This window comes from Pseudomonas sp. 31-12, assembly GCF_003151075.1.
Taxonomy (GTDB): domain Bacteria; phylum Pseudomonadota; class Gammaproteobacteria; order Pseudomonadales; family Pseudomonadaceae; genus Aquipseudomonas.
Window position 1 is genome coordinate 5737865 of record NZ_CP029482.1, and the last position, 20907, is coordinate 5758771.

The window sequence follows — 20907 nt, forward strand, 5'->3', positions numbered from 1 at the left end:
AGCCCGGCGCGTTCCGGTGGTGATCGGGGAATAGACGATAAAGCGGTTAAGGAGGGATTAACTTTCGAAGGTTTTTACGAATGAAGACCGAGGTGGGCCAATCGCGAGCAGGCTCGCTCCCACATTCGATCGCATTCCCCTGAAAGAACGCGGTCAAGTGTGGGAGCGAGCCTGCTCGCGATGAAGGCGACTCGCTGTTTCCGAGTCGCCGCAGCTGATTATTCCAACGCCGAAGCCGGCCCGAAGAACTCGTAACGGCTCTGCTTCTCCGGCACACCCAAGGCTTTCAAGTGACGCTTGGTCGCCGCCATAAACCCTTTCGGCCCCAGGAAGTAAGCATCCACATCACGCTGCTCGGGCAGCCACTCACCCAATTGCTCCCGGCTCAACAACCCGACCTTGTCCGCCGCCGGGCTCACGCCGTCATCTTCGGCGTAGCAATAGAAGCGCTTGAGCTGCGGGTGACGCGCGGCCAAGGCATCGATCCAGTCGCGGAAGGCGTGAACACTGCCGTTGCGCGCGCAGTGGATAAAGTGCACCGGCCGCTCAGTCGCCAGCGCCGCTTCCAGCATCGCCAGCGTCGGGGTGATACCGACGCCGCCGCTGATCAGCACCAACGGTTTGTCACTGGCGGTCAGGGTGAACTCGCCCGATGGCGGGAACAGCTGAATGCTCGAGCCGACATGCAGTTGATCGTGCAAGTGGTTAGAGGCGCGGCCACCGGTCTCTCGCTTGACGCTGATGCGGTATTGACCTTTGTTGGCCAGCGCCGACAACGAATAGTTACGGCGGATCTCTTCGCCATCGAGGATCAGTTTCATGCCGATGTACTGGCCCGGTTCAGCCGCCAGAATCGCGCCTTTGTCCGCAGGTTCGAAGTAGAACGAGGTGATTTCCGCGCTTTCCTCGACCTTGGCCGCGACGATGAATTCACGCGCCCCGCGCCAGCCGCCGGGGGCTTGTTCCTTTTGATCGTAGATGCTGGTTTCGGCGCCGATCAGGATATCGGCCAATTGACCGTAGGCCGCGCCCCAGGCACTCATCACTTCAGGGGTGGCGATTTCGTCGCCCAGCACTTCGGAAATGGCGCGCAGCAGGCAATTGCCGACAATCGGGTAGTGTTCGGGCAGGATTTGCAGGGCCACGTGCTTGTTGATGATCTTGGCGACCAAGTCGCCCAACTGATCGAGCTGGTCGATGTGGCGCGCGTACATCAATACGCCGTTGGCCAGGGCGCGTGGCTGATCACCGCTGGCCTGGTGGGCCTGGTTGAACAGCGGACGCACTTCCGGGTATTCGGAGAGCATCATGCGGTAGAAGTGAGTGATCAGCGCTTCGCCACCGCTTTCCAGCAGCGGCACGGTGGATTTGACGATGGCACGGTCTTGAACGCTAAGCATAAAGTGACTCCTGGGCTACTTGGGTTACTAACTGATTGCCCTAGACTTATCACTTTCCATGCCAGAAATTTAAACGTTTAAAATCAATATCTTATAAACAAGATAGTCATATCGACACACACTGCCTTATAGTCATACCGACTACACGGAGTCACTATGACTGCAAAATCTCTGCTCACCGCCCTACTGCCGCTGGTCTCCGACCTGTCCCGCGAACTGCCCGAAGGCGAGCGCTATCGACGCCTGCTCGAAGCCATGCGCGCCCTGCTCCCCTGCGATGCCGCCGCCCTGCTGCGCCTGGATGGCGAATGGCTGGTGCCGCTGGCCGTCGATGGGTTGAGCACCGACACCTTGGGCCGGCGTTTCAAAGTCAGCGAACACCCACGCTTCGAGGCGTTGCTCAGCAGCCACGGCCCGACCCGGTTCGCCGCCGACAGCGACTTGCCTGATCCTTACGACGGTTTGGTCGACGGTCTCGACGAGCATCTGGAAGTCCACGACTGCATGGGCTGCCCGCTGTTTATCGACGAGCGACCGTGGGGTTTGCTGACCCTCGACGCCCTCGACCCGGAACAATTCGAACCCATCGAACTGGACGCCCTGCAAGCCTTCGCCAGCCTCGCGGCGGCCACCGTCAACGCCGCCGAGCGCATCGAGCGCCTGGCCAATCGCGCCGAAGACGAACATCAGCGCGCCGAGGTCTACCGTCAGGCCAGCGGCCAGCAGAACCGCGAGATGATCGGCCAGAGCAAGGCGCATAAACGCCTGGTGGAAGAGATCAACCTGGTGGGCGGCAGCGACCTGACCGTGCTGATCACCGGCGAAACCGGGGTCGGCAAGGAACTGGTGGCGCAGGCGATTCACGCCGCCTCGCCTCGGGCCGACAAACCGATCATCAGCCTCAATTGCGCCGCCCTGCCGGACACATTGGTGGAAAGCGAATTGTTCGGCCATGTGCGCGGCGCGTTCACTGGCGCCACGAACGATCGACGCGGCAAGTTCGAACTGGCCAATGGCGGCACATTGTTTCTCGATGAAGTCGGCGAACTGTCGCTGACCGTGCAAGCCAAGTTGTTGCGGGTGCTGCAAAGCGGTCAGTTGCAGCGCCTGGGGTCGGATAAAGAGCATCAAGTCGACGTGCGGCTGATCGCGGCGACCAACCGCGACCTGGCCGAAGAAGTGCGCAGCGGCCGCTACCGTGCTGACTTCTACCATCGCCTGAGTGTTTACCCGCTGCTGGTGCCTGCCCTGCGTGATCGCGGGCGCGATGTGTTGCTGCTCAGCGGTTATTTCCTGGAACAGAACCGCTCGCGGATGGGCCTTAATAGCCTGCGCCTGAACAGCGACGCGCAAGCGGCACTGCTGGCGTATGGTTGGCCGGGGAATGTGCGGGAGCTGGAGCACTTGATTGGTCGCAGCGCGTTGAAAGCGTTGGGCAACTGCAAGGAACGGCCGAAGATTCTCAGTTTGAGTGCGGCGGATCTGGATTTGCCCACTGGCAGCGTCGAAATCGCCGCCACCGAGCAACCGGCGGCCAGCCCTGCCGTTTTGGTCGCGGGAGATTTGCGTGAAGCCACCGAAAACTATCAGCGACAATTGATCAGCGCTTGCCTGGAACGGCATCACGACAACTGGGCGAGCGCGGCGCGCGAGCTGGGCCTGGACCGAGCGAATCTCGGGCGGATGGCGAAGCGACTGGGCATGAAATAACGCCCCTGTGGCGAGGGAGCTTGCTCCCGCTGGAGTGCGAAGCGCTCCCCAATCAGACGACGCGTTTTGTCGGGCAATCCGCAGGCGCAGGTTTTGCGACTGCTGCGCAGCCGAGCGGGAGCAAGCTCCCTCGCCACAGAGGATCACCGTTTGGCTGCCAATGGGTATTTAGCCTAAAGCCTGCCCCCAACAAGTCGATAACCCGGCATCAATAGCTTTTGGCGACTTTTTCCTCGCCGATCACCTTTTTCCACAGAAGGTTTTTATGTCCACCACCAAAGCCCGCGCAGACTCACTTTCGCTTCTGCTGTTTACCTTGCGCAGCGGCAAGCTGATGGCAATCAACCTGCTGAAAGTCAGCGAGATCATCCCCTGCCCGCCGCTGACCAAGCTGCCGGAGTCGCACCCCCACGTCAAAGGCATCGCCACCCTGCGCGGCGCCTCGCTGTCGGTGATCGACCTCAGCCGCGCCATCGGCGAGCGGCCGCTGGAAGACCCGAACGGTGGCTGCCTGATCGTCACCGACGTCAGCCGCTCCAAGCAGGGCCTGCACGTTCAGGCCGTGAGCAAGATCGTCCACTGCCTGACCACCGACATCCGCCCGCCACCCTTCGGCTCCGGCGGCGTGCGCTCGTACATCACCGGCGTGACCTCGGTCGACGGCACCCTGGTGCAAGTGCTGGACATCGAAAAGGTCATCCACGGCATCGCCCCGGCGCAGATCGAAATGGCCCCGACCGAACTGAGCATGGAAGACGCCGAAGTGCTGGGCAATGCGCGGATTCTGGTGGTCGACGACAGCCAGGTCGCGCTGCAGCAATCGGTGCACACCCTGCGCAACCTCGGCCTGCAATGCCACACCGCCCGCAGTGCCAAGGAAGCCATCGACTGCCTGCTGGACCTGCAAGGCACGGCGCAGCAGATCAACCTGATCGTCTCAGACATCGAAATGTCGGAGATGGACGGCTATGCCTTCACCCGCACCCTGCGCGAGACGCCGGACTTCTCGCACCTTTATGTGCTGCTGCACACGTCGCTGGACAGTGCGATGAACAGCGAGAAAGCGCGCCTGGCCGGGGCCAACGCAGTGCTGACCAAGTTCTCCTCGCCAGAACTGACCCGATGCCTGATCGAGGCGGCCAAAGCCGTCGCCGAACAAGGTCACTGAGTCTTGGCCGAGCAATTTTGCTTTTTGATGCGGCGCAACCTTGCTGAGGTTGTGCCCGCGATCACCTGGCCCGAGGGAATAGTCCTCGTCGAATACCGCCCCGAACTGGCTGACGCCGTTCATCACTTGATGGAACAGGGGCATAGAGAGGGCGGTGGTCGTGTGCCGGCACTGGATGTCTGGCAACAGCGATTTGAGACCGATCCAGAATACGATCCGAGCCTGTGTTTCATTGCTCTGGATGGCGGAAACATCGTCGGTGTTTGCCAGTGCTGGACCAGCGCGTACATCAAGAGTTTGGTGGTGCATCCACAGGCTCAGGGCCTCGGATTGGGTCGTGCGTTGCTGCTGCATGCTTTCAAGGTGTTTCAGGATCGCCGGGAAGGCTTTGTGGATTTGAAGGTATTGGAAGACAACCTTCGGGCGCAACGGCTGTATGAAAGTGCCGGGATGTATGTGGTCCGCCGAGAGCAGGTTCCCGTCTGATACACCGCCATCGCGAGCAGGCTCGCTCCCACATTTAATCGCGTACCCCCTGTGGGAGCCAGCCTGCTGGCGATGAGGCCGACACATTCAACCCAACACCATCAGGCATACTCCCCCCCTCGGCCAACTCACCGCCCAAGGATGCCAGCCCCATGAAAACCGCCACCCTGACCTTCCTCTGCCTTACCGCCCTCGCCACCCAGGCCCACGCCTCCAGCCCTGACGCCTGGGCTGCCTACGACAAAGCCGTGCTCGCCAGCTGCAGCAAAGCGAGCGGCCTGAAAAACGCCAAACCCGTCGGTAACGCCGCGCAATTCGACGACCGCGTTGGCTACACCGCGCTCCTGCTGCAAGGCCAATACCCGCAAAAACACATGAAAGGCCAGCAAGGCACCGAGCTGTGCCTCTACAACAAAAAGACCAAAACCGCCTACGTGACCGAGTGGGACTCCATCCGCCCCACCGCCAAAGCCCAGTGAATGGCGCATAACTTGCTTCGAAACGTGCTTTCGCGGTGTCTTTCTGGCGCCGTTTCATGCCTTCGGAAGCGACCGGCCGTTCAATGAATACGACATTTTCCTGCGTAGGTTGCGGCAAATGCTGCAACGACCACCACGTGCCCCTGACCCTGGCCGAAGCCCGTATGTGGGCGGCCGACGGCGGTCAGGTGATCGTGTTGGTGGAAGGTTTCCTGGGCAACGGCCTGGGCCTGCCCGTGCAGCAACGCGAACACGCCGAACGCCGTTCAGTGGTGGTCCGAAGCGGTACGTCCGAGGCGTACGTGGCGATCACCTTCGCCGCCTACAACGTCGGCCCCTGCCGGAATCTTGACGAAGACAACCTCTGCCGCATCTACGAACGCCGCCCGCTGGTGTGCCGCATCTACCCGATGGAAATCAATCCGCACATTGCGCTGAACACGGCAGTGAAGGAATGCCCGCCCGAATCGTGGGAACAGGGCCCGGACTTGATCATCGGTGGTGAGCTGGTGGATCAGGAACTGGCAGGATTGATCCAGCGTTCACGTCAGGCGGATCGCGATGACATCCAGACCAAGGATGCGATTTGCGGGTTGCTGGGGATTCGGACTACAGCATTGAAGGGGGATGGGTTTACGGCTTATCTGCCGGATATGAATGCGTTTGCCATGGTTATTGATCAGCTTGCCGGTCAGCCGCTGGCGGGCTCAGACAGTGAATGGCAGTTCCATGTGTCGGGCGACGATATCGCCGGACAAGTGCTGGCGGCTGGAGCGCAAGTGGCGACTGAAGCGCCGGTGAACTATGCGTTTATTTCGTTGCGGGCGGCTTGATTCAGAAGATATGTCGCCTGTTATGGCCTCATCGCGGGCAAGCCCGCTCCCACAGGTGATCTCTATAAGACACAGATTTTGTGTACGACAAAGATCCACTGTGGGAGCGGGCTTGCCCGCGATGAGGCCATAACAGATACCGCAAAAGCTAAAACTCAGCGCTTACCCATCGACCGACGAGTCCCAGGAGGCGCCGCCCCAGGCGTCTTGGTATGGCCATTCTTCGCGCCATTCTTGTACCAAGGCTGGCTGGCGTTCTTCGCGGCGGCCAGATCACCCGGTTTGAACGGGAATTTGAACGCCGGGATCGCGGCTTTGGATTCGCTGTCTGCGCTGGAGTCGACGCTGTCTGGCAGGTCTGCCTGGTCGTCGCTCAAAGCGTCGGCAACCGGCGGTTGTGTCGGGGAAGTCATGAAAGCTCCGGGGTGATGCAAAAAGTCGGGCCCGGTCAGCGAGCCGCGAAAGGCGGCAGTATACCTGTGTCCAGAGCCGCAAGCTTCACGCTGCAAGCGAGTCCGTCGGGTTTTGTGTCCACTGACACACCGCCTTCGCGAGCAAGCCCGCTCCCACAAGAACACCGCAGTACCTGTGGGAGCGGGCTTACTCGCGAAGAACGAAACCGTGGTTTACCAGACCAAACGCAATCTAAGCCGGAAGCTCAACCCTATCCAACACCCGATTCACCGCCAACTCCGCCAGCATGAGGACCTGCTGAATCGCCATCAGCGTATGCCGCTGCGCCCCCTCCAGACTCATCGCAAAATCACTGCTCATCACACTCGCCGACGCCAAAGATTCACAGGCATGGGCCAACAGACTTTCAGAATCAACATCGGGGGCGACCACAAACATCGTGCTCGGGCGACGCGGTTTTGCGCTGTAGCGCTCGGGGGGATCGAGGTAGTAATCGAGCGCGCGTTTTATGGCTTCGTGGTCTTTGATCAGCGATTCGGCCTGGGTGGTCTCTTCGCGGGGAGTGGTGGTGTCGATGGGTGGATCGGGGATTAACTTATCCATGCAAACTCCTACTGAAATGGGTGCCACCATTCGCCGGATCTCAAGCGGCGAAGAGGTGGCAGCTATGTGCAGTGTGAGATCACCGGTAGTAGGCACCCGGCCAGACCGAAGTCTGCCCGCACACAGCCGCCATAACGCATTTACAGGCAGCGGATAAGCTGGCGCCAATTATGGTGACATTGGCGCTAGATGCATACTAGTTGCCGGGGATCTCACGCCCGGTCGCTGAATTTGCAGCGACAACCAAAGGTTAGAGAACACGCTTCCTACCCGGCAACCTGAAAAATGCGTGGGAAAACACTGTGTTTCTTACACATCTTTCAACACACAAAAATGGAACGCGGAGCGTCCCGGGCGGCATTCCCACGCGGAGCATGGGAACGATCAATCGAGGCAACGGGAAGAGATTGGTTGACTGTCAGTCCGCCATCGCTGGCAGGCCAGCTCCCACAGGGGGTTGGTGTACATCTGCAAGAAATTGGTCGGCTGTCAGGCCGCCATCGCTGGCAAGCCAGCTCCCACAGGGTTTGGTGTACATCGGCTAGAGACTGGTCGGCTGTCAGGCCGCCATCGCTGGCAAGCCAGCTCCCACAGGGTTTGGTGTACATCTGCAAGAAATTGGTCGGCTGTCAGGCCGCCATCGCTGGCAAGCCAGCTCCCACAGGGTTTGGTGTACATCTGCAAGAAATTGGTCGGCTGTCAGGCCGCCATCGCTGGCAGGCCAGCTCCCACAGGGGGTTGGTGTACATCTGCAAGAAATTGGTCGGCTGTCAGTCCGCCATCGCTGGCAGGCCAGCTCCCACAGGGGTTTGGTGTACATCTGCAAGAAATTGGTCGGCTGTCAGGCCGCCATCGCTGGCAAGCCAGCTCCCACAGGAATCGGCGTGTACCGCTCGCTTCTCACCACTCATCAGGCCGAGCGTTAGCTCGCCTGCAGCTTTTGATCTTGATCCACCCGCCCCTTCGGGAGGCTGAGTGGAGGTGTTCATCCGGGGAGTGGCGCGTAGCGCCGTTCGACGCAGTCGAACACGCTGCATGTAGGTCGTCGCGAAGCAGACCGGAGGGCAGTGTCCCCGGATGGATACCGGAGCGAAGGAACGCCGAGCCTTAGCGAGGGGCCGGACGCTTGGGGCGAGCGTTTTTTTGCTTACTTTTTTTAGGCGCTTGTAAAAAAAGTGAGTCGCCGTAAGGGCGAAACCCTAAGTGGCCGTTACCGCTGGAATGGATATGCACCCGATCAACCACAACATGGTCGGCCCACAGGCCGCCAAGCCCAAACTGACAGCGCCGTCAGTTAGCAGTCACCTTCCTGACCAGCGAACAGGTTTATAAAGGAGGGTATAAACCTGACCCGACTCCGACCACCCAGCCCGGCGCCCCCCTCGCATGCGAATTCAGAAAAAACCCGCCTTGATCGCAGGTCTGCTGATTGCCCTGGCAGCAGGAGGCGCGTGGTACGCCACCAAACCCGCCACCGCCAAACTCGCCGCGCCCACGGCAATCCCGGTTCGGGTCGTCAGCGTCACCGAAAAAGACGTCCCCCGCTATGTCAGCGGCATCGGCTCGGTCCTGTCCCTGCACAGCGTGGTAGTTCGTCCGCAAATCGACGGCATCCTCACCAAAATCCTGGTCAAAGAAGGCCAACGGGTGAAACAAGGCGACCTGCTCGCCACCATCGACGACCGCTCGATCCGTGCCAGCCTCGACCAGGCCCGGGCCCAATTGGGCGAAAGCCAGGCCCAACTGCAAGTCGCCCTGGTCAACCTCAAGCGCTACAAACTGCTGAGCGTCGACGACGGCGTATCCAAACAGACCTATGACCAGCAACAAGCCCTGGTCAACCAGCTCAAAGCCACCGCCCAAGGCAATCAAGCGTCAATCGACGCCGCTCAGGTGCAGCTTTCCTACACACAGATTCGCTCCCCGGTCACCGGCCGCGTCGGTATTCGCACGGTCGACGAAGGCAACTTCCTGCGCATGACCGACACCCAGGGCCTGTTCACCGTGACGCAGATCGACCCGATCGCCGTCGAGTTCTCCCTGCCGCAACAAATGCTGCCGACCCTGCAAGGCCTGATCGGCGACCCCGAGCGTGCACAAGTGAAGGCTTACATCGGCGCCGACACCGACGGCGAAACCGGCAACCTGCTGGGCGAAGGCCACCTGACCCTGATCGACAACCAGATCAACGCCAACACCGGGACCATCCGCGCCAAGGCCGAATTCAACAACCCCGGGCAGAAACTCTGGCCGGGCCTGCTGGTGACGGTAAAAATTCAGACAGCCCTGGATAAAGATGCGCTGGTGGTCCCGCCCACCGTCGTACAGCGTGGCCTCGATCAACATTTCGTGTACCGGGTCAACGGCGACAAGGTCGAAACCGTCACCGTCCAAATGGTCCACCAAGGCAGCGGTCAGGACATCATCAAAGGCGTGAAACCGGGTGACGTGCTGGTCAGCGACGGCCAGTCGCGGCTCAAACCCGGCTCGACCGTGCAGGTGCTGACCGAGCCGCCGCAAGTGGTGCAATCGGAGCCCAAGCCATGAAGGGCCACGGCTCGGTCTCGGCCTGGTGCATCGATCATCCGGTGGCGACGATCCTGCTGACCTTTGCCCTGGTATTGCTCGGCGTTATCGCTTTCCCGCGCCTGCCCATCGCGCCGCTGCCGGAAGCCGAATTTCCGACTATCCAGGTCGCTGCGCAACTGCCCGGTGCCAGCCCCGAAACCATGGCGTCATCGGTGGCAACGCCCCTTGAAGTGCAATTCAGCGCCATCCCCGGCGTGACCCAGATGACCTCGAGCAGCGCCCTCGGCTCGACCAACCTGACCCTGCAATTCACCCTCGATAAAAGCATCGACACCGCCGCCCAGGAAGTGCAGGCCGCGATCAACACCGCCGCCGGTAAACTGCCCAAGGACATGCCGAACCTGCCGACGTGGCGCAAGGTCAACCCGGCCGATAGCCCGGTGCTGATCCTCAGCGTCAACTCGACGCAAATGCCCGGCACGGAACTCAGCGACCTGGTGGAAACCCTGCTCTCGCGTCAGATCAGTCAGATCGACGGCGTAGGCCAAATCAACATCACCGGTCAGCAACGTCCGGCGATCCGCGTTCAAGCCTCGGCGGACAAAATCGCGGCTATTGGCCTGACACTGGCGGACATTCGCCTGGCGATCCAGCAGGCCAGCCTCAACCTGGCCAAAGGTGCGTTGTACGGTGAGTCGAGCATTTCCACGCTGTCGACCAACGATCAGCTGTTCCATCCCGAGGAATACAGCCAGCTCATCATTTCCTACAAGGACGGTGCCCCGGTTCACCTCAAGGATGTCGCCAATGTCGTCAACGGCTCGGAAAATGCCTACGTGCAAGCCTGGGCCGGTGACAAGCCGGGGGTGAACCTGGTGATTTCCCGGCAACCGGGCGCCAACATCGTTGAAACCGTGGATCGCATCCAGGCCGCCCTGCCCGGCCTCGAAGCCATGCTGCCGGCTTCGGTGCAGGTCAAGGTGCTGGTCGACCGCACGCAGACCATCCGCGCGTCGTTGCATGAAGTGGAAGTCACCCTGCTGATCGCGATCATGCTGGTGGTGGCGGTGATGGCGCTGTTCCTGCGCCAGTGGTCGGCAACCCTGATCGTGTCCGCCGTATTGGGTGTTTCGCTGGTCGCCAGTTTCGCCCTGATGTACATCATGGGCTTCAGCCTGAACAACCTGACGCTGGTGGCGATCGTGGTGGCCGTGGGGTTTGTGGTCGACGATGCGATTGTGGTGGTGGAGAACATTCACCGCCATCTCGAGGCCGGCGACGGCATGCGCGAGGCGGCGATCAAGGGCGCCGGCGAGATTGGTTTTACGGTGGTCTCGATCAGCTTCTCGCTGGTGGCGGCGTTCATTCCGCTGCTGTTCATGGGCGGCGTGGTCGGGCGGCTGTTCAAGGAATTCGCCCTGACCGCCACCTCGACCATCATGATTTCAGTGGTGGTGTCACTGACATTGGCGCCGACCTTGGCCGCGCTGTTCATGCGTGCGCCGGTGCATCACGCCCACAGCAAACCTACATTTGGCGATCGCTTGCTGGCAGGCTATGAAAAACTTCTGCGCCGCGCCCTCTCCCATCAAAAGCTGATGATCAGCGTTTTCTTTCTGTCTTTGGGCCTGGCGGTCGCCGGTTACATCTTTATCCCCAAAGGCTTCTTCCCGGTGCAGGACACCGGTTTTGTCCTCGGCACCACGGAAGCCGCCGCCGATATTTCCTACGGCGACATGGTGAAAAAACACCTGGCGATGGCCGAAATCGTCGCGGCGGACCCTGCGGTCCAGGCGTTTTCCCACTCGGTGGGCGTCTCGGGCAGTAACCAGACCATCGCCAACGGTCGCTTCTGGATCGCCCTGAAAAAACGCGGCGACCGCGACGTTTCGGCCAGCCAGTTCATCGACCGGATTCGTCCGCAACTGATGAAAGTCCCGGGCATCGTGCTCTATTTGCGCGCCGGCCAGGACATCAACCTCAGCTCCGGCCCGAGCCGCGCGCAATACCAATACGTACTCAAGAGCAACGACGGCGCGACCCTCAGCACCTGGACCCAGCGCCTCACGGAAAAACTGCGCGCCAACCCGGCGTTCCGCGACATTTCCAACGACCTGCAACTGGGCGGCAGCATCACCCACATCAGCATCGACCGCAGCGCCGCGGCGCGTTTCGGCCTGACTGCCAGTGACGTCGACGAAGCGCTGTACGACGCGTTTGGCCAGCGGCAAATCAACGAGTTCCAGACCCAGATCAACCAGTACAACGTGATTCTGGAACTGGACACCAAGCAACGCGGCAAGGCCGAAAGCCTCAACTATTTCTACCTGCGCTCGCCCCTGAGCGGAGAAATGGTGCCACTGTCGGCGCTGGCCAAATTCGATGCGCCAACGGTCGGCCCGCTGTCCATCGCCCATGACGGCATGTTCCCGGCCGCCAACCTTTCGTTCAACCTCGCGCCCGGCGTGGCGTTGGGCGATGCGGTGATCATGCTCAACCAGGCCAAGGCCGAGATCGGCATGCCGGCGGCCATGAGCGGCAACTTCCAGGGCGCGGCGCAAGCGTTCCAGAGTTCCCTGGCCAGCCAGCCGTGGTTGATCCTGGCGGCGCTAGTGGCGGTGTACATCATTCTCGGCGTGCTCTACGAGAGCTTCGTCCATCCGCTGACCATCATCTCGACCCTGCCGTCGGCAGGCCTCGGCGCGGTGATCATGCTGTGGATCTGCGGCCAGGACTTTTCGATCATGGCGTTGATCGGGCTGGTGTTGCTGATCGGCATCGTGAAGAAGAACGGCATCCTGATGATCGACTTCGCCCTCGAAGCCCAGCGTAAGGGCGGTTTGCCACCGGAAGAGGCGATTTACCAGGCCTGTATCACACGATTCCGACCCATCATCATGACCACCCTCGCCGCCCTGCTCGGCGCGCTGCCGCTGATGCTCGGCTACGGCGCTGGCGCCGAACTGCGCCAACCATTGGGCATCGCGGTGGTCGGCGGCTTGCTGGTGAGCCAGGCGCTGACGCTGTTCACCACTCCGGTCATATACTTGTGGCTGGAGCGGCTTTTCCATAAGCCCAAACCCGCACCGATGCCGGCGCTGGCAACCACAGACTGAGGCGGGGTCATGCGCGTTCTGATTATCGAAGATGAAGAAAAAACCGCGGACTACTTGCACCGCGGCCTGACGGAACAGGGTTACACCGTGGACCTGGCGCGTGACGGCGTCGAAGGCCTGCACCTGGCGCTGGAAAGCGACTACGCGGTGATCGTCCTCGACGTCATGCTGCCGGGCCTCGATGGCTTCGGCGTACTGCGCGCGCTGCGTGCGCGCAAGCAAACCCCGGTGATCATGCTCACCGCCCGCGAGCGTGTCGAAGACCGCATCAGAGGCCTGCGCGACGGTGCCGACGATTACCTCGGCAAACCGTTTTCTTTCCTTGAACTGGTCGCGCGACTGCAAGCGTTGACCCGGCGCAGTGGCGGCCATGAACCGGTGCAAGTGAGCATCGCCGATCTGTGGATAGATTTGATCAGCCGCAAGGCCACCCGTGCCGGCACCCGTCTGGACCTGACCGCCAAGGAGTTCTCGCTGCTCAGCGTGCTGGCCCGTCGGCAGGGTGAAATCCTCTCGAAAACGGCGATTGCCGAAATGGTCTGGGACATCAATTTCGACAGCGACGCCAACGTCGTCGAAGTCGCGATCAAACGCCTGCGGGCCAAACTCGACGGGCCGTTCGACGAAAAACTGCTGCACACGATCCGTGGCATGGGTTATGTGCTGGAGAGCCGCGGTGTCCAGTAATTCGATTGCCCTGCGCCTCAGCGGCATGTTCACGCTGGTGGCGCTTCTGGTGTTTCTGTTGATCGGCTGGGCCTTGTACCAGCAGGTCGATAAGGGCCTGGGTTTGCTGCCAGAGGCGGAGCTGGATGCGCGTTACAGCGTGCTCGAATCCACCGTCGGGCGTTACGGCACACCCGAGCATTGGGTGAAGATCAACAACAAGCTCAAGTTGCTCGGTGAAGAAGACAAGCGCATCAGTTTCTGGATCATCAGCGGCGATCCGCACTATGAATACGGCAACCTGACGCCGCAAATCCGCGCCTTCGCCGAAGGGCCGCTGGGGATGCGCGACATGTTGCCGGACCAGCCTTATCCGCTGAAAGTGTTGGTGAGCCAGTTCCCGGCCAAGGACCAACGTCCGCCGCTGCGCTTCATGATCGGCATCGACACCGAGACGTTTCTCCAGACCCAGCATCATCTGCTGATCGCGCTGATCAGCCTGGCGATTGTCGGTGTGTTGCTGGCGTCGGCGCTGGGTTATTGGGTGGCGCGCATTGGTCTCAAACCGTTGATCAAGTTGTCGCAGGAAGCCCAGCGACTGGCGCCGCCGTTGCGTTCCGGGCGCTTGCGCTTATCGCCTTTGCCGCCGGAGCTGAATCAATTCGTCAATTCGTTCAACTCGACCCTGGAGCGGGTCGAACAGGCCTATTCGCGCCTTGAGTCGTTCAACGCCGACGTCGCCCATGAACTGCGCTCGCCCCTGACCAACCTGATCGGCCAGACCCAGGTCGCACTGACCCGTGGACGCTCGGCGGAACACTACTTCGAAGTGTTGCAATCGAACCTTGAAGAACTGGAGCGGCTGCGTTCGATCATCAATGACATGCTGTTTCTTGCCAGCGCGGATCAGGGCAGCAAGGCGACCAAACTGACCTCCACCTCGCTGGCCGATGAAGTGGCGACGACGTTGGAGTATCTGGATTTCATTCTGGAGGACGCGCAGGTTCAGGTGCAGGTCAGTGGTGATGCGCAGGTGCGGATCGAAATTGCTCATCTGCGCCGGGCGTTGATCAATTTGCTGAGCAATGCGGTGCAGCACACCGGGCCTGGGCAAGTGATCGAGGTGCGAATCGAGGTTGAGGATCATCAGGTCAGTATCGGCGTAGCCAACCCCGGGTCGCCGATTGCCAGCGAGCATCTGCCGCGCTTGTTCGAGCGCTTTTATCGGGTGGATGCCTCGCGCAGTAACAGTGGCAACAACCACGGGTTAGGGCTGGCAATCGTCAAGGCGATTGCGCTGATGCATGGCGGGGATGTGTTTGTGCGCAGTGATCACGGCATGAATACCTTCGGCATCCACCTCCCGGTCTGACAGAGTTCGACTCGTGCCCCCCCTCACCCTAACCCTCTCCCAGAGGTAGAGGGGACCGACCGAGGTGTTTTTTCGAGTGACATCGACCTGAAATATTGAGTCGAACTCAGGTTTTGAATGCAATCGAGATCAGCTCCCTTTCCCCTCTCCCCCTTTCGCTACAACGCAAAGCTCGACTGTTGCTTTTAGCGCAACAGTCCTTTCATGAATCCGCTCTTTTTCCCTTCTCCAATCCCCCTTATCTTTGCCGCACCAAACAGCACTTGCCAAGCAAGAAGGTTTTAAAGATGTCCAACACTATGGGTATTGCCAGCGCTTTCGTTTTGTCCTCTTTATTCCTGTCTCCGTTCGCCCTGGCTGAAGAGTCGCAAACGTTCGTCGCGCAAAATGCAGCGCGCGCCGCGGCGTATGAAGAGCATCAGAGCGAAATGACAGCCAAGGCCCAGGACGCTGCGCAAACCCCTCAAACGTCCACCTCTACGACCCAGCAACGGGTTGAGAAAGACAGCTGATCCCGCGTATTCGCTCCTTTTCCCTCGACACTTTTCATCGGCTCTTCCCTTTGAAAAGTTGTCTTCAAAGCCGCTGCTATCAGCGGCTTTTTTTCGTTGTGGTTTAAACACCGTCCGGTTCGTCTTCACTAACAAGAACATTTTGTACTTCATGCATACGAAGTGCTTAGTTGACCCAAGGAGCTTTTCCGCAAGTGCGTTTCCCTCTCCGCTGCACCCCGCTGTTCATTGCAATCGCTGCAACGATGCCCCCCGCCGCCCACGCCGCCGACGCCGCCGACGCCGCCGACGAATCCAGCCATGAAGGTTTTGTGCAAGGTTCGAGCCTCAACCTCAATGCCCGTAACTACTACATGAACCGCAACCGCCTGCAGCAGGCGGACGACAACATCGAATGGGGCCAGGGTTTCCTCGGCATCTTTGAATCGGGTTTCACCCAAGGCACCGTCGGCTTCGGCGTTGATGCCCACGCCATGCTCGGGCTCAAGCTCGACGGCGGTGGCGGCACGGATGGCTCAAGCATCCTGCCGATCGGCGATGGCAACGGCAAAGCGCCGGGGTCGTTCTCGACCGCAGGGGGAACGTTGAAAATGCGCGCCTTTGATACCGAGTTGAAGGCCGGCGACCTGTTCCTCGCCAACCCGGTGATTGCCGGCGGTGAAACCCGCATGCTGCCGCAGACCTTTCGTGGCGTCAGCCTGACCAACCACAGCTTCGACGGCTTCCTGATCGAAGGTGGCCAGGCGAGCTTCACCAAGCCGTACAACCAGAGCGGTCACACGCGCATCGGCACTTCCTACGGCAGCCTGGCGGACGGTGACGACAGTCAGCACCTGAACTGGGCCGGCGTGGCCTGGAGCGGTCTGCCGGGATTGACCAGCAGCCTGTATGCGTCCGAACTCAAGGACATCTGGAACCAGTACTACTACGACCTGGATTACACCTACGCGCTGAACGACCTGGTCAGCCTCAACCCGGGCCTGCACTTCTATCACACGCAAGACACCGGTGATGCGCTGCTGGGCAACATCGACAACAACACCTACAGCCTGCATTTCACCGTCGGCGTGGGCTTTCACAGCGTTACGGCGGCGTATCAGCGGGTCAACGGCAACACGCCGTTCGACTACATCAGCCAGGGCGACAGCGTGTTCCTCGACAACTCCCAGCAGTATTCGGACTTCAACGGCCCGAACGAGCGCTCGTGGAAGCTCAAGTACGCCTACGACTTTGCCGGCCTCGGCCTGCCCGGCCTGACCTCGGCACTGTCGTACTCCCGGGGCGAACTGGACTTGACCAAAGTCGATCCGGACAGCCACGGTTACGCCTCGTGGTACAGCGCCGACGGCAAAAATGCCAAGCACTGGGAGCGTGACGTCGATCTGAAGTACGTGGTCCAGGGCGGCAAGGCCAAGGATCTGGCGGTACGCCTGCAATGGGCTACCAACCGTGGCGGCAATGGCTACGGCGCGCTGGATCAAGACACCGATGAATACCGGGTGATCGTCGACTACCCGCTGAATGTCTTCTAAGCTTTATTAAGCAAAAGGCCAGCATGTTTTGCTGGTCTTTTTTTTATCCGCCATTTATACAAGCGCTCTGGACGCGACCGGTTTCTGGGACTCTGCCCGATTCTTGTAAGAAAACTTTCATAACACCTTATTTGCAGAAGTCAGAACCATGAGTGTGAGCAGTGTGAAATCTCAAGATCCGATCGGCTCGACACGATCGGAGCGACTTCTTATTCTCGGCAGTATGCTGTTGGTGGTTGCGATACTCAGCATCGTGACCTTCCTGCTGATCCGTGAACGCGCCAATGCCGAGTTGTCCGCCACTCGCGCCGCCAACAACATCGTGCAATTGATCGACGCCGATGTGCTGCGCAATGTCGAACTCTATGATATTTCCCTGCTGGGTTTGATCGCCGCCTCCCGGCGAGAAGACCTCAAGAGCGTTTCTCCAGCCATTCGCCATATGGCCTATTTCGACCGCGCCACTGCCGCGCCGTACAAGGGCAACATTTTGTTGCTCGACAACAAGGGAGACGTGATCGCCGACTCGGCTTCGGTGGAGCCCAGGCAAGGCAACTACGCCGACCGCGAATACTTCCAGTCTCACGTGAACAACCCGGACCCGGGCATGTTCATCAGCCCCCCCTTCAGGGCCAGGGCGCCAGAACAGGATTGGCGTATCAGTTTCAGTCGACGGGTGAGCGGGTCCCAGGGTGAGTTTCTGGGGGTCGCCGAAGCCGCCATGCGCTTGAGTTACTTCGATCAGTTGTTCAACAGTTTAAGCATCGGCCGCGACAGCACGGTCAATCTGATCAGCAAGAACGGGATTCTCCTGGCCCAGCAACCCCGTCTGGCCGAAGAGCTGGTCGGCAAGGATTTCAGCAACCGCCCCAATTTCCAGCGCATCGTCAAAGAAGGCAACGGCAGCTTCACCAGCATGTCCGATCTATACCGTGACAAGCGCCTGTATACCTTCTCCAAGGTCGGAAATTTGCCATTGATCGTCGTCGTTGCGCTGTCCAGTAATGAAGTCTTTGCGGCCTGGAAGCGCACGGCGGTGGTGGTCAGCTCTGCAACCATGGCCTTGTGCGTGAGCCTGCTGTGGCTGACATGGTTGCTTCGCCGGGAACTGCGTCGGCGACACCACGCCGAACACGAGTTGGCGCAACTGGCCGCCACCGACGCGTTGACCGGCCTGGCCAACCGCCGAACACTGGATCAGGCCCTGCGCCACGAATGGTTTCGTGCCCAACGTTCCGGCATGCCGTTGTCGGTGATGATGATCGATGCCGATCACTTCAAGGCGTTCAACGACCGCCATGGCCATCAAGCCGGCGACCAAGCACTGCGCTCGTTGGCCAATGTCATCAGCGCTAACGTCCGACGACCGGCGGACCTGGCTGCCCGTTACGGCGGCGAGGAGTTTTCGGTGATCTTGGCGGAAACCGATAGCGCGGGTGCGCGGCAGCTTGCCGAAAACATCCGCAAGGCGGTTGAGCAGTTGCCGATGGTTGAGGGCGCCGAGTCGCCGATGACTGTCAGTATCGGGATCAGCACCTGGACGACAGCGACAGATATCAGCCTGGAGAGTTTGCTGTTCGCAGCGGACAAGGCGCTGTATCAGGCGAAGGAAGGTGGTCGGAATCGGGTTGTGGCTTCTGTCTGAAGTTATTGTGCTGATGCGAGCGGCCCCTTCGCGAGCAAGCCCGCTCCCACAATTGACCGAGTTGCCCAGACGGACGCGGTTTAATGTGGGAGCGGGCTTGCTCGCGAAGGGGCCAGCCCGGACACCGCAAAATCAGCGCATAAAAAAAGGCCACCCGAAGGCAGCCTTTAAAAACTAGAGAGGTTTTTTTACTTACACGGCCGCAACGGGACGCATGTAAGAGATCGGTGCTGTGCTGGCGTCTTCGAAAGTCACGACTTCCCAAGCATCTGTCTGCTCAATCAACTTGCGCAGCAGCTGGTTGTTCAATGCATGTCCGGACTTGAAGCCCTTGAACTCACCAATCAGGCTATTGCCCAGCAGGTAGAGGTCACCAATTGCATCGAGGATCTTGTGCTTCACGAATTCGTCTTCATAGCGAAGGCCGTCTTCGTTCAGTACACCATCCGCGTCGACCACAATAGCGTTTTCAACGCTGCCGCCGAGTGCGAGGTTGTGCTTGCGCAGGTACTCGATGTCACTCATGAAACCAAAGGTACGGGCGCGGCTGACTTCTTTTACGAACGAAGTACTGGAAAAATCCACGCTTGCACTTTGTGTGCGGTCACGGAAAACCGGGTGATCGAAATCGATCTCGAAGCTCACTTTGAAACCTTCGAAAGGGACGAAAGTGGCGCGCTTGTCGCCGTCTTCCACTGTCACTTCCCGCAAGATCCGGATGAACTTCTTGGCGGCGTCCTGTTCTTCCAGGCCCGCCGACTGAATCAGAAATACGAAGGGTCCAGCGCTACCATCCATGATCGGGACTTCAGACGCGGAGAGCTCGACGTAGGCGTTATCGATGCCCAGGCCAGCCATGGCCGAGAGCAAGTGCTCCACCGTATCCACTTTGGTGTCACCACTGACCAATGTGGTCGACATCGTGGTTTCACCAACGTTTTCCGCGCGGGCAGGAATCTGCACGACCGGATCGAGGTCGGCACGAACAAACACAATGCCGGTGTCGATAGGTGCGGGCTTGAGGGTCAGGTATACCTTTTCCCCGGAGTGCAGGCCTACACCTGTAGCACGGATAATATTTTTCAGTGTGCGTTGTTTAATCATGGCTTGGGCCGCTTCAGCGCAAATTGCGAACTGGTATCAACAAAGGCTGGCGATAATAGCAGACCAGACCTTTGCTGAACACCAATCACCTTCATAGCCCTGATACATTCCATCAATCAGCCTGACGACGCAGGAAAGCCGGGATGTCCAGGTAATCCAGATCATCTTGCGGATTCATCTTCGCGGCAGTCGCAGCACCGGCCTGAGCCTGGTTGCGCATGACGGTCGGACGGTCCAGATCACGGTAGTTTACCGCCGGTTGTTCCTGACGAGCGGGCGCCGATTGTTGCGGCTGCGAAGCCATCGAGGTGTGAACGGTGTTGTCGATGACCTTCACAGGCTTCTCGATTTTTGCGCCCAGACCCGTGGCAACCACAGTCACGTGCAGCTCGTCGCGCATGTCCGGATCGATAACGGTACCGACCTTGACCATCGCGTGCTCGGAAGCGAAGGCTTCGATGATGCTACCCACGTCGGAGTACTCACCCAGGGACAGGTCAGGACCGGCGGTGATGTTCACCAGGATGCCGCGTGCACCTTGCAGGTTCACGTCTTCGAGCAATGGGTTGCGAATGGCCGCTTCGGTGGCCTCACGTGCACGGTTCGGACCGCTGGCGCAGCCAGTACCCATCATCGCCATGCCCATTTCGCTCATCACGGTGCGTACGTCGGCAAAGTCGACGTTGATCATGCCCGGACGTTTGATTATGTCGGAGATACCGCGAACGGCACCGGCCAGTACATCGTCAGCCTTGGCGAACGCGGACAGCAGGCTTGCGTCCTTGCCAAGGATGGTCAGCAGTTTCTCGTTGGGAATGGTGATCAACGAGTCGACGCTTTCAGACAGCAGACGGATACCTTCGTCGGCGATCTGCATGCGCTTGCGGCCTTCGAACGGGAACGGACGAGTCACCACCGCAACGGTGAGAATCCCCATTTCCTTGGCCACTTCAGCAATGATTGGCGCAGCACCGGTACCGGTACCACCGCCCATGCCTGTGGTGATGAACACCATATTGGTGCCCTGCAGGACTTCGGCAATGCGCTCGCGATCTTCGAGAGCGGCCTGACGACCTACTTCAGGGTTGGCGCCGGCGCCCAGACCTTTGGTCACACCGGTACCGAGTTGCAGGATGGTCCGCGCGCCGATGGATTTCAGCGCCTGGGCATCAGTGTTGGCGCAGATGAATTCAACGCCTTCAATGTTGCTCTTGACCATGTGGTTGACAGCGTTGCCGCCGCCTCCGCCAACACCGATAACTTTGATTACCGGGCTTGCGGGGATGTTGTCTACGAGTTCGAACATTTTCCCTCTCCTTTACGTTCTCTAGTTTTTTC

The 20907-nt window shown here is 59.9% G+C and carries 17 protein-coding genes; 12 read left to right on the forward strand and 5 right to left on the reverse strand.

Translation table 11 applies throughout. From position 1 onward, the window contains the following. Positions 1 to 218 precede the first annotated feature (218 nt). Entirely contained in the window at positions 219 to 1400 is a 1182-nt protein-coding gene (hmpA, locus tag DJ564_RS27040) for an NO-inducible flavohemoprotein (RefSeq protein ID WP_109634681.1), read from the reverse strand. Between the two features lie 156 nt (positions 1401 to 1556). Between hmpA and norR the strand changes: the two genes are divergently transcribed. From norR to DJ564_RS27070, 5 genes are all read left to right on the forward strand, one after another. Beyond that, complete coding sequence (norR, locus tag DJ564_RS27045; RefSeq protein WP_109634682.1) at positions 1557 to 3110, forward strand: nitric oxide reductase transcriptional regulator NorR; 1554 nt, start codon at positions 1557 to 1559, stop codon at positions 3108 to 3110. A gap of 265 nt (positions 3111 to 3375) precedes the next feature. After that, positions 3376 to 4278: a chemotaxis protein CheV gene (locus tag DJ564_RS27055; protein WP_010458072.1), complete on the forward strand. Its 903-nt coding sequence runs from the start codon at positions 3376 to 3378 to the stop codon at positions 4276 to 4278. Between the two features lie 27 nt (positions 4279 to 4305). Further along, a complete protein-coding gene (locus tag DJ564_RS27060) occupies positions 4306 to 4764 on the forward strand; it encodes a GNAT family N-acetyltransferase (RefSeq protein WP_109636218.1) in 459 nt (152 codons plus the stop codon). A 152-nt stretch (positions 4765 to 4916) separates the two neighbouring features. Continuing rightward, complete coding sequence (locus DJ564_RS27065; RefSeq protein WP_109634685.1) at positions 4917 to 5243, forward strand: hypothetical protein; 327 nt, start codon at positions 4917 to 4919, stop codon at positions 5241 to 5243. 83 nt (positions 5244 to 5326) lie between these two features. After that, on the forward strand, positions 5327 to 6076 hold the full coding sequence (locus DJ564_RS27070; RefSeq protein ID WP_109636219.1) for a YkgJ family cysteine cluster protein: 750 nt from the start codon (positions 5327 to 5329) through the stop codon (positions 6074 to 6076). Positions 6077 to 6231: 155 nt separating this feature from the next. Here the strand turns inward: DJ564_RS27070 and DJ564_RS27075 are convergent, their stop codons facing one another. Both DJ564_RS27075 and DJ564_RS27080 read right to left on the reverse strand, forming a co-directional pair. Then, on the reverse strand, positions 6232 to 6489 hold the full coding sequence (locus DJ564_RS27075; protein ID WP_109634687.1) for a hypothetical protein: 258 nt from the start codon (positions 6487 to 6489) through the stop codon (positions 6232 to 6234). 232 nt (positions 6490 to 6721) lie between these two features. Continuing rightward, a complete protein-coding gene (locus DJ564_RS27080; RefSeq protein WP_109634688.1) occupies positions 6722 to 7093 on the reverse strand; it encodes a DUF6124 family protein in 372 nt (123 codons plus the stop codon). A gap of 1386 nt (positions 7094 to 8479) precedes the next feature. Between DJ564_RS27080 and DJ564_RS27090 the strand changes: the two genes are divergently transcribed. The 7 genes from DJ564_RS27090 to DJ564_RS27120 all read left to right on the forward strand — a co-directional run bounded on the left by DJ564_RS27090 (position 8480) and on the right by DJ564_RS27120 (position 18465). Then, the gene (locus tag DJ564_RS27090; protein WP_109634690.1) at positions 8480 to 9640 is read left to right on the forward strand and encodes an efflux RND transporter periplasmic adaptor subunit; all 1161 of its coding nucleotides are present in this window, start codon (positions 8480 to 8482) and stop codon (positions 9638 to 9640) included. Further along, on the forward strand, positions 9637 to 12738 hold the full coding sequence (locus DJ564_RS27095) for a multidrug efflux RND transporter permease subunit (RefSeq protein ID WP_109634691.1): 3102 nt from the start codon (positions 9637 to 9639) through the stop codon (positions 12736 to 12738). The genes DJ564_RS27090 and DJ564_RS27095 overlap by 4 nt, the downstream gene beginning before the upstream one ends. A 9-nt stretch (positions 12739 to 12747) precedes the next feature. Continuing rightward, a complete protein-coding gene (locus DJ564_RS27100) occupies positions 12748 to 13425 on the forward strand; it encodes a heavy metal response regulator transcription factor (protein WP_003228008.1) in 678 nt (225 codons plus the stop codon). Further along, positions 13415 to 14776 (forward strand): heavy metal sensor histidine kinase, encoded by a 1362-nt coding sequence (locus DJ564_RS27105; RefSeq protein WP_109634693.1) that lies wholly within the window; start codon positions 13415 to 13417, stop codon positions 14774 to 14776. The genes DJ564_RS27100 and DJ564_RS27105 overlap by 11 nt, the downstream gene beginning before the upstream one ends. A gap of 287 nt (positions 14777 to 15063) precedes the next feature. Further along, positions 15064 to 15288, forward strand: a complete 225-nt coding sequence (locus tag DJ564_RS32970; protein ID WP_109634694.1) for a hypothetical protein — start codon at positions 15064 to 15066, stop codon at positions 15286 to 15288. A gap of 194 nt (positions 15289 to 15482) precedes the next feature. Continuing rightward, complete coding sequence (locus DJ564_RS27115) at positions 15483 to 16820, forward strand: OprD family porin (protein ID WP_109634696.1); 1338 nt, start codon at positions 15483 to 15485, stop codon at positions 16818 to 16820. 148 nt (positions 16821 to 16968) lie between these two features. Continuing rightward, on the forward strand, positions 16969 to 18465 hold the full coding sequence (locus DJ564_RS27120; protein WP_109634698.1) for a sensor domain-containing diguanylate cyclase: 1497 nt from the start codon (positions 16969 to 16971) through the stop codon (positions 18463 to 18465). A gap of 192 nt (positions 18466 to 18657) precedes the next feature. Here the strand turns inward: DJ564_RS27120 and lpxC are convergent, their stop codons facing one another. Together lpxC and ftsZ are read right to left on the reverse strand one after the other, a co-directional pair. Continuing rightward, positions 18658 to 19569: a UDP-3-O-acyl-N-acetylglucosamine deacetylase gene (lpxC, locus tag DJ564_RS27125; protein ID WP_095130494.1), complete on the reverse strand. Its 912-nt coding sequence runs from the start codon at positions 19567 to 19569 to the stop codon at positions 18658 to 18660. A 112-nt stretch (positions 19570 to 19681) separates the two neighbouring features. Next, positions 19682 to 20875 carry a cell division protein FtsZ gene (ftsZ, locus tag DJ564_RS27130; RefSeq protein WP_007943486.1) on the reverse strand — a complete coding sequence of 398 codons (1194 nt, stop codon included), beginning with the start codon at positions 20873 to 20875 and terminating at the stop codon, positions 19682 to 19684. Positions 20876 to 20907: the final 32 nt, after the last annotated feature.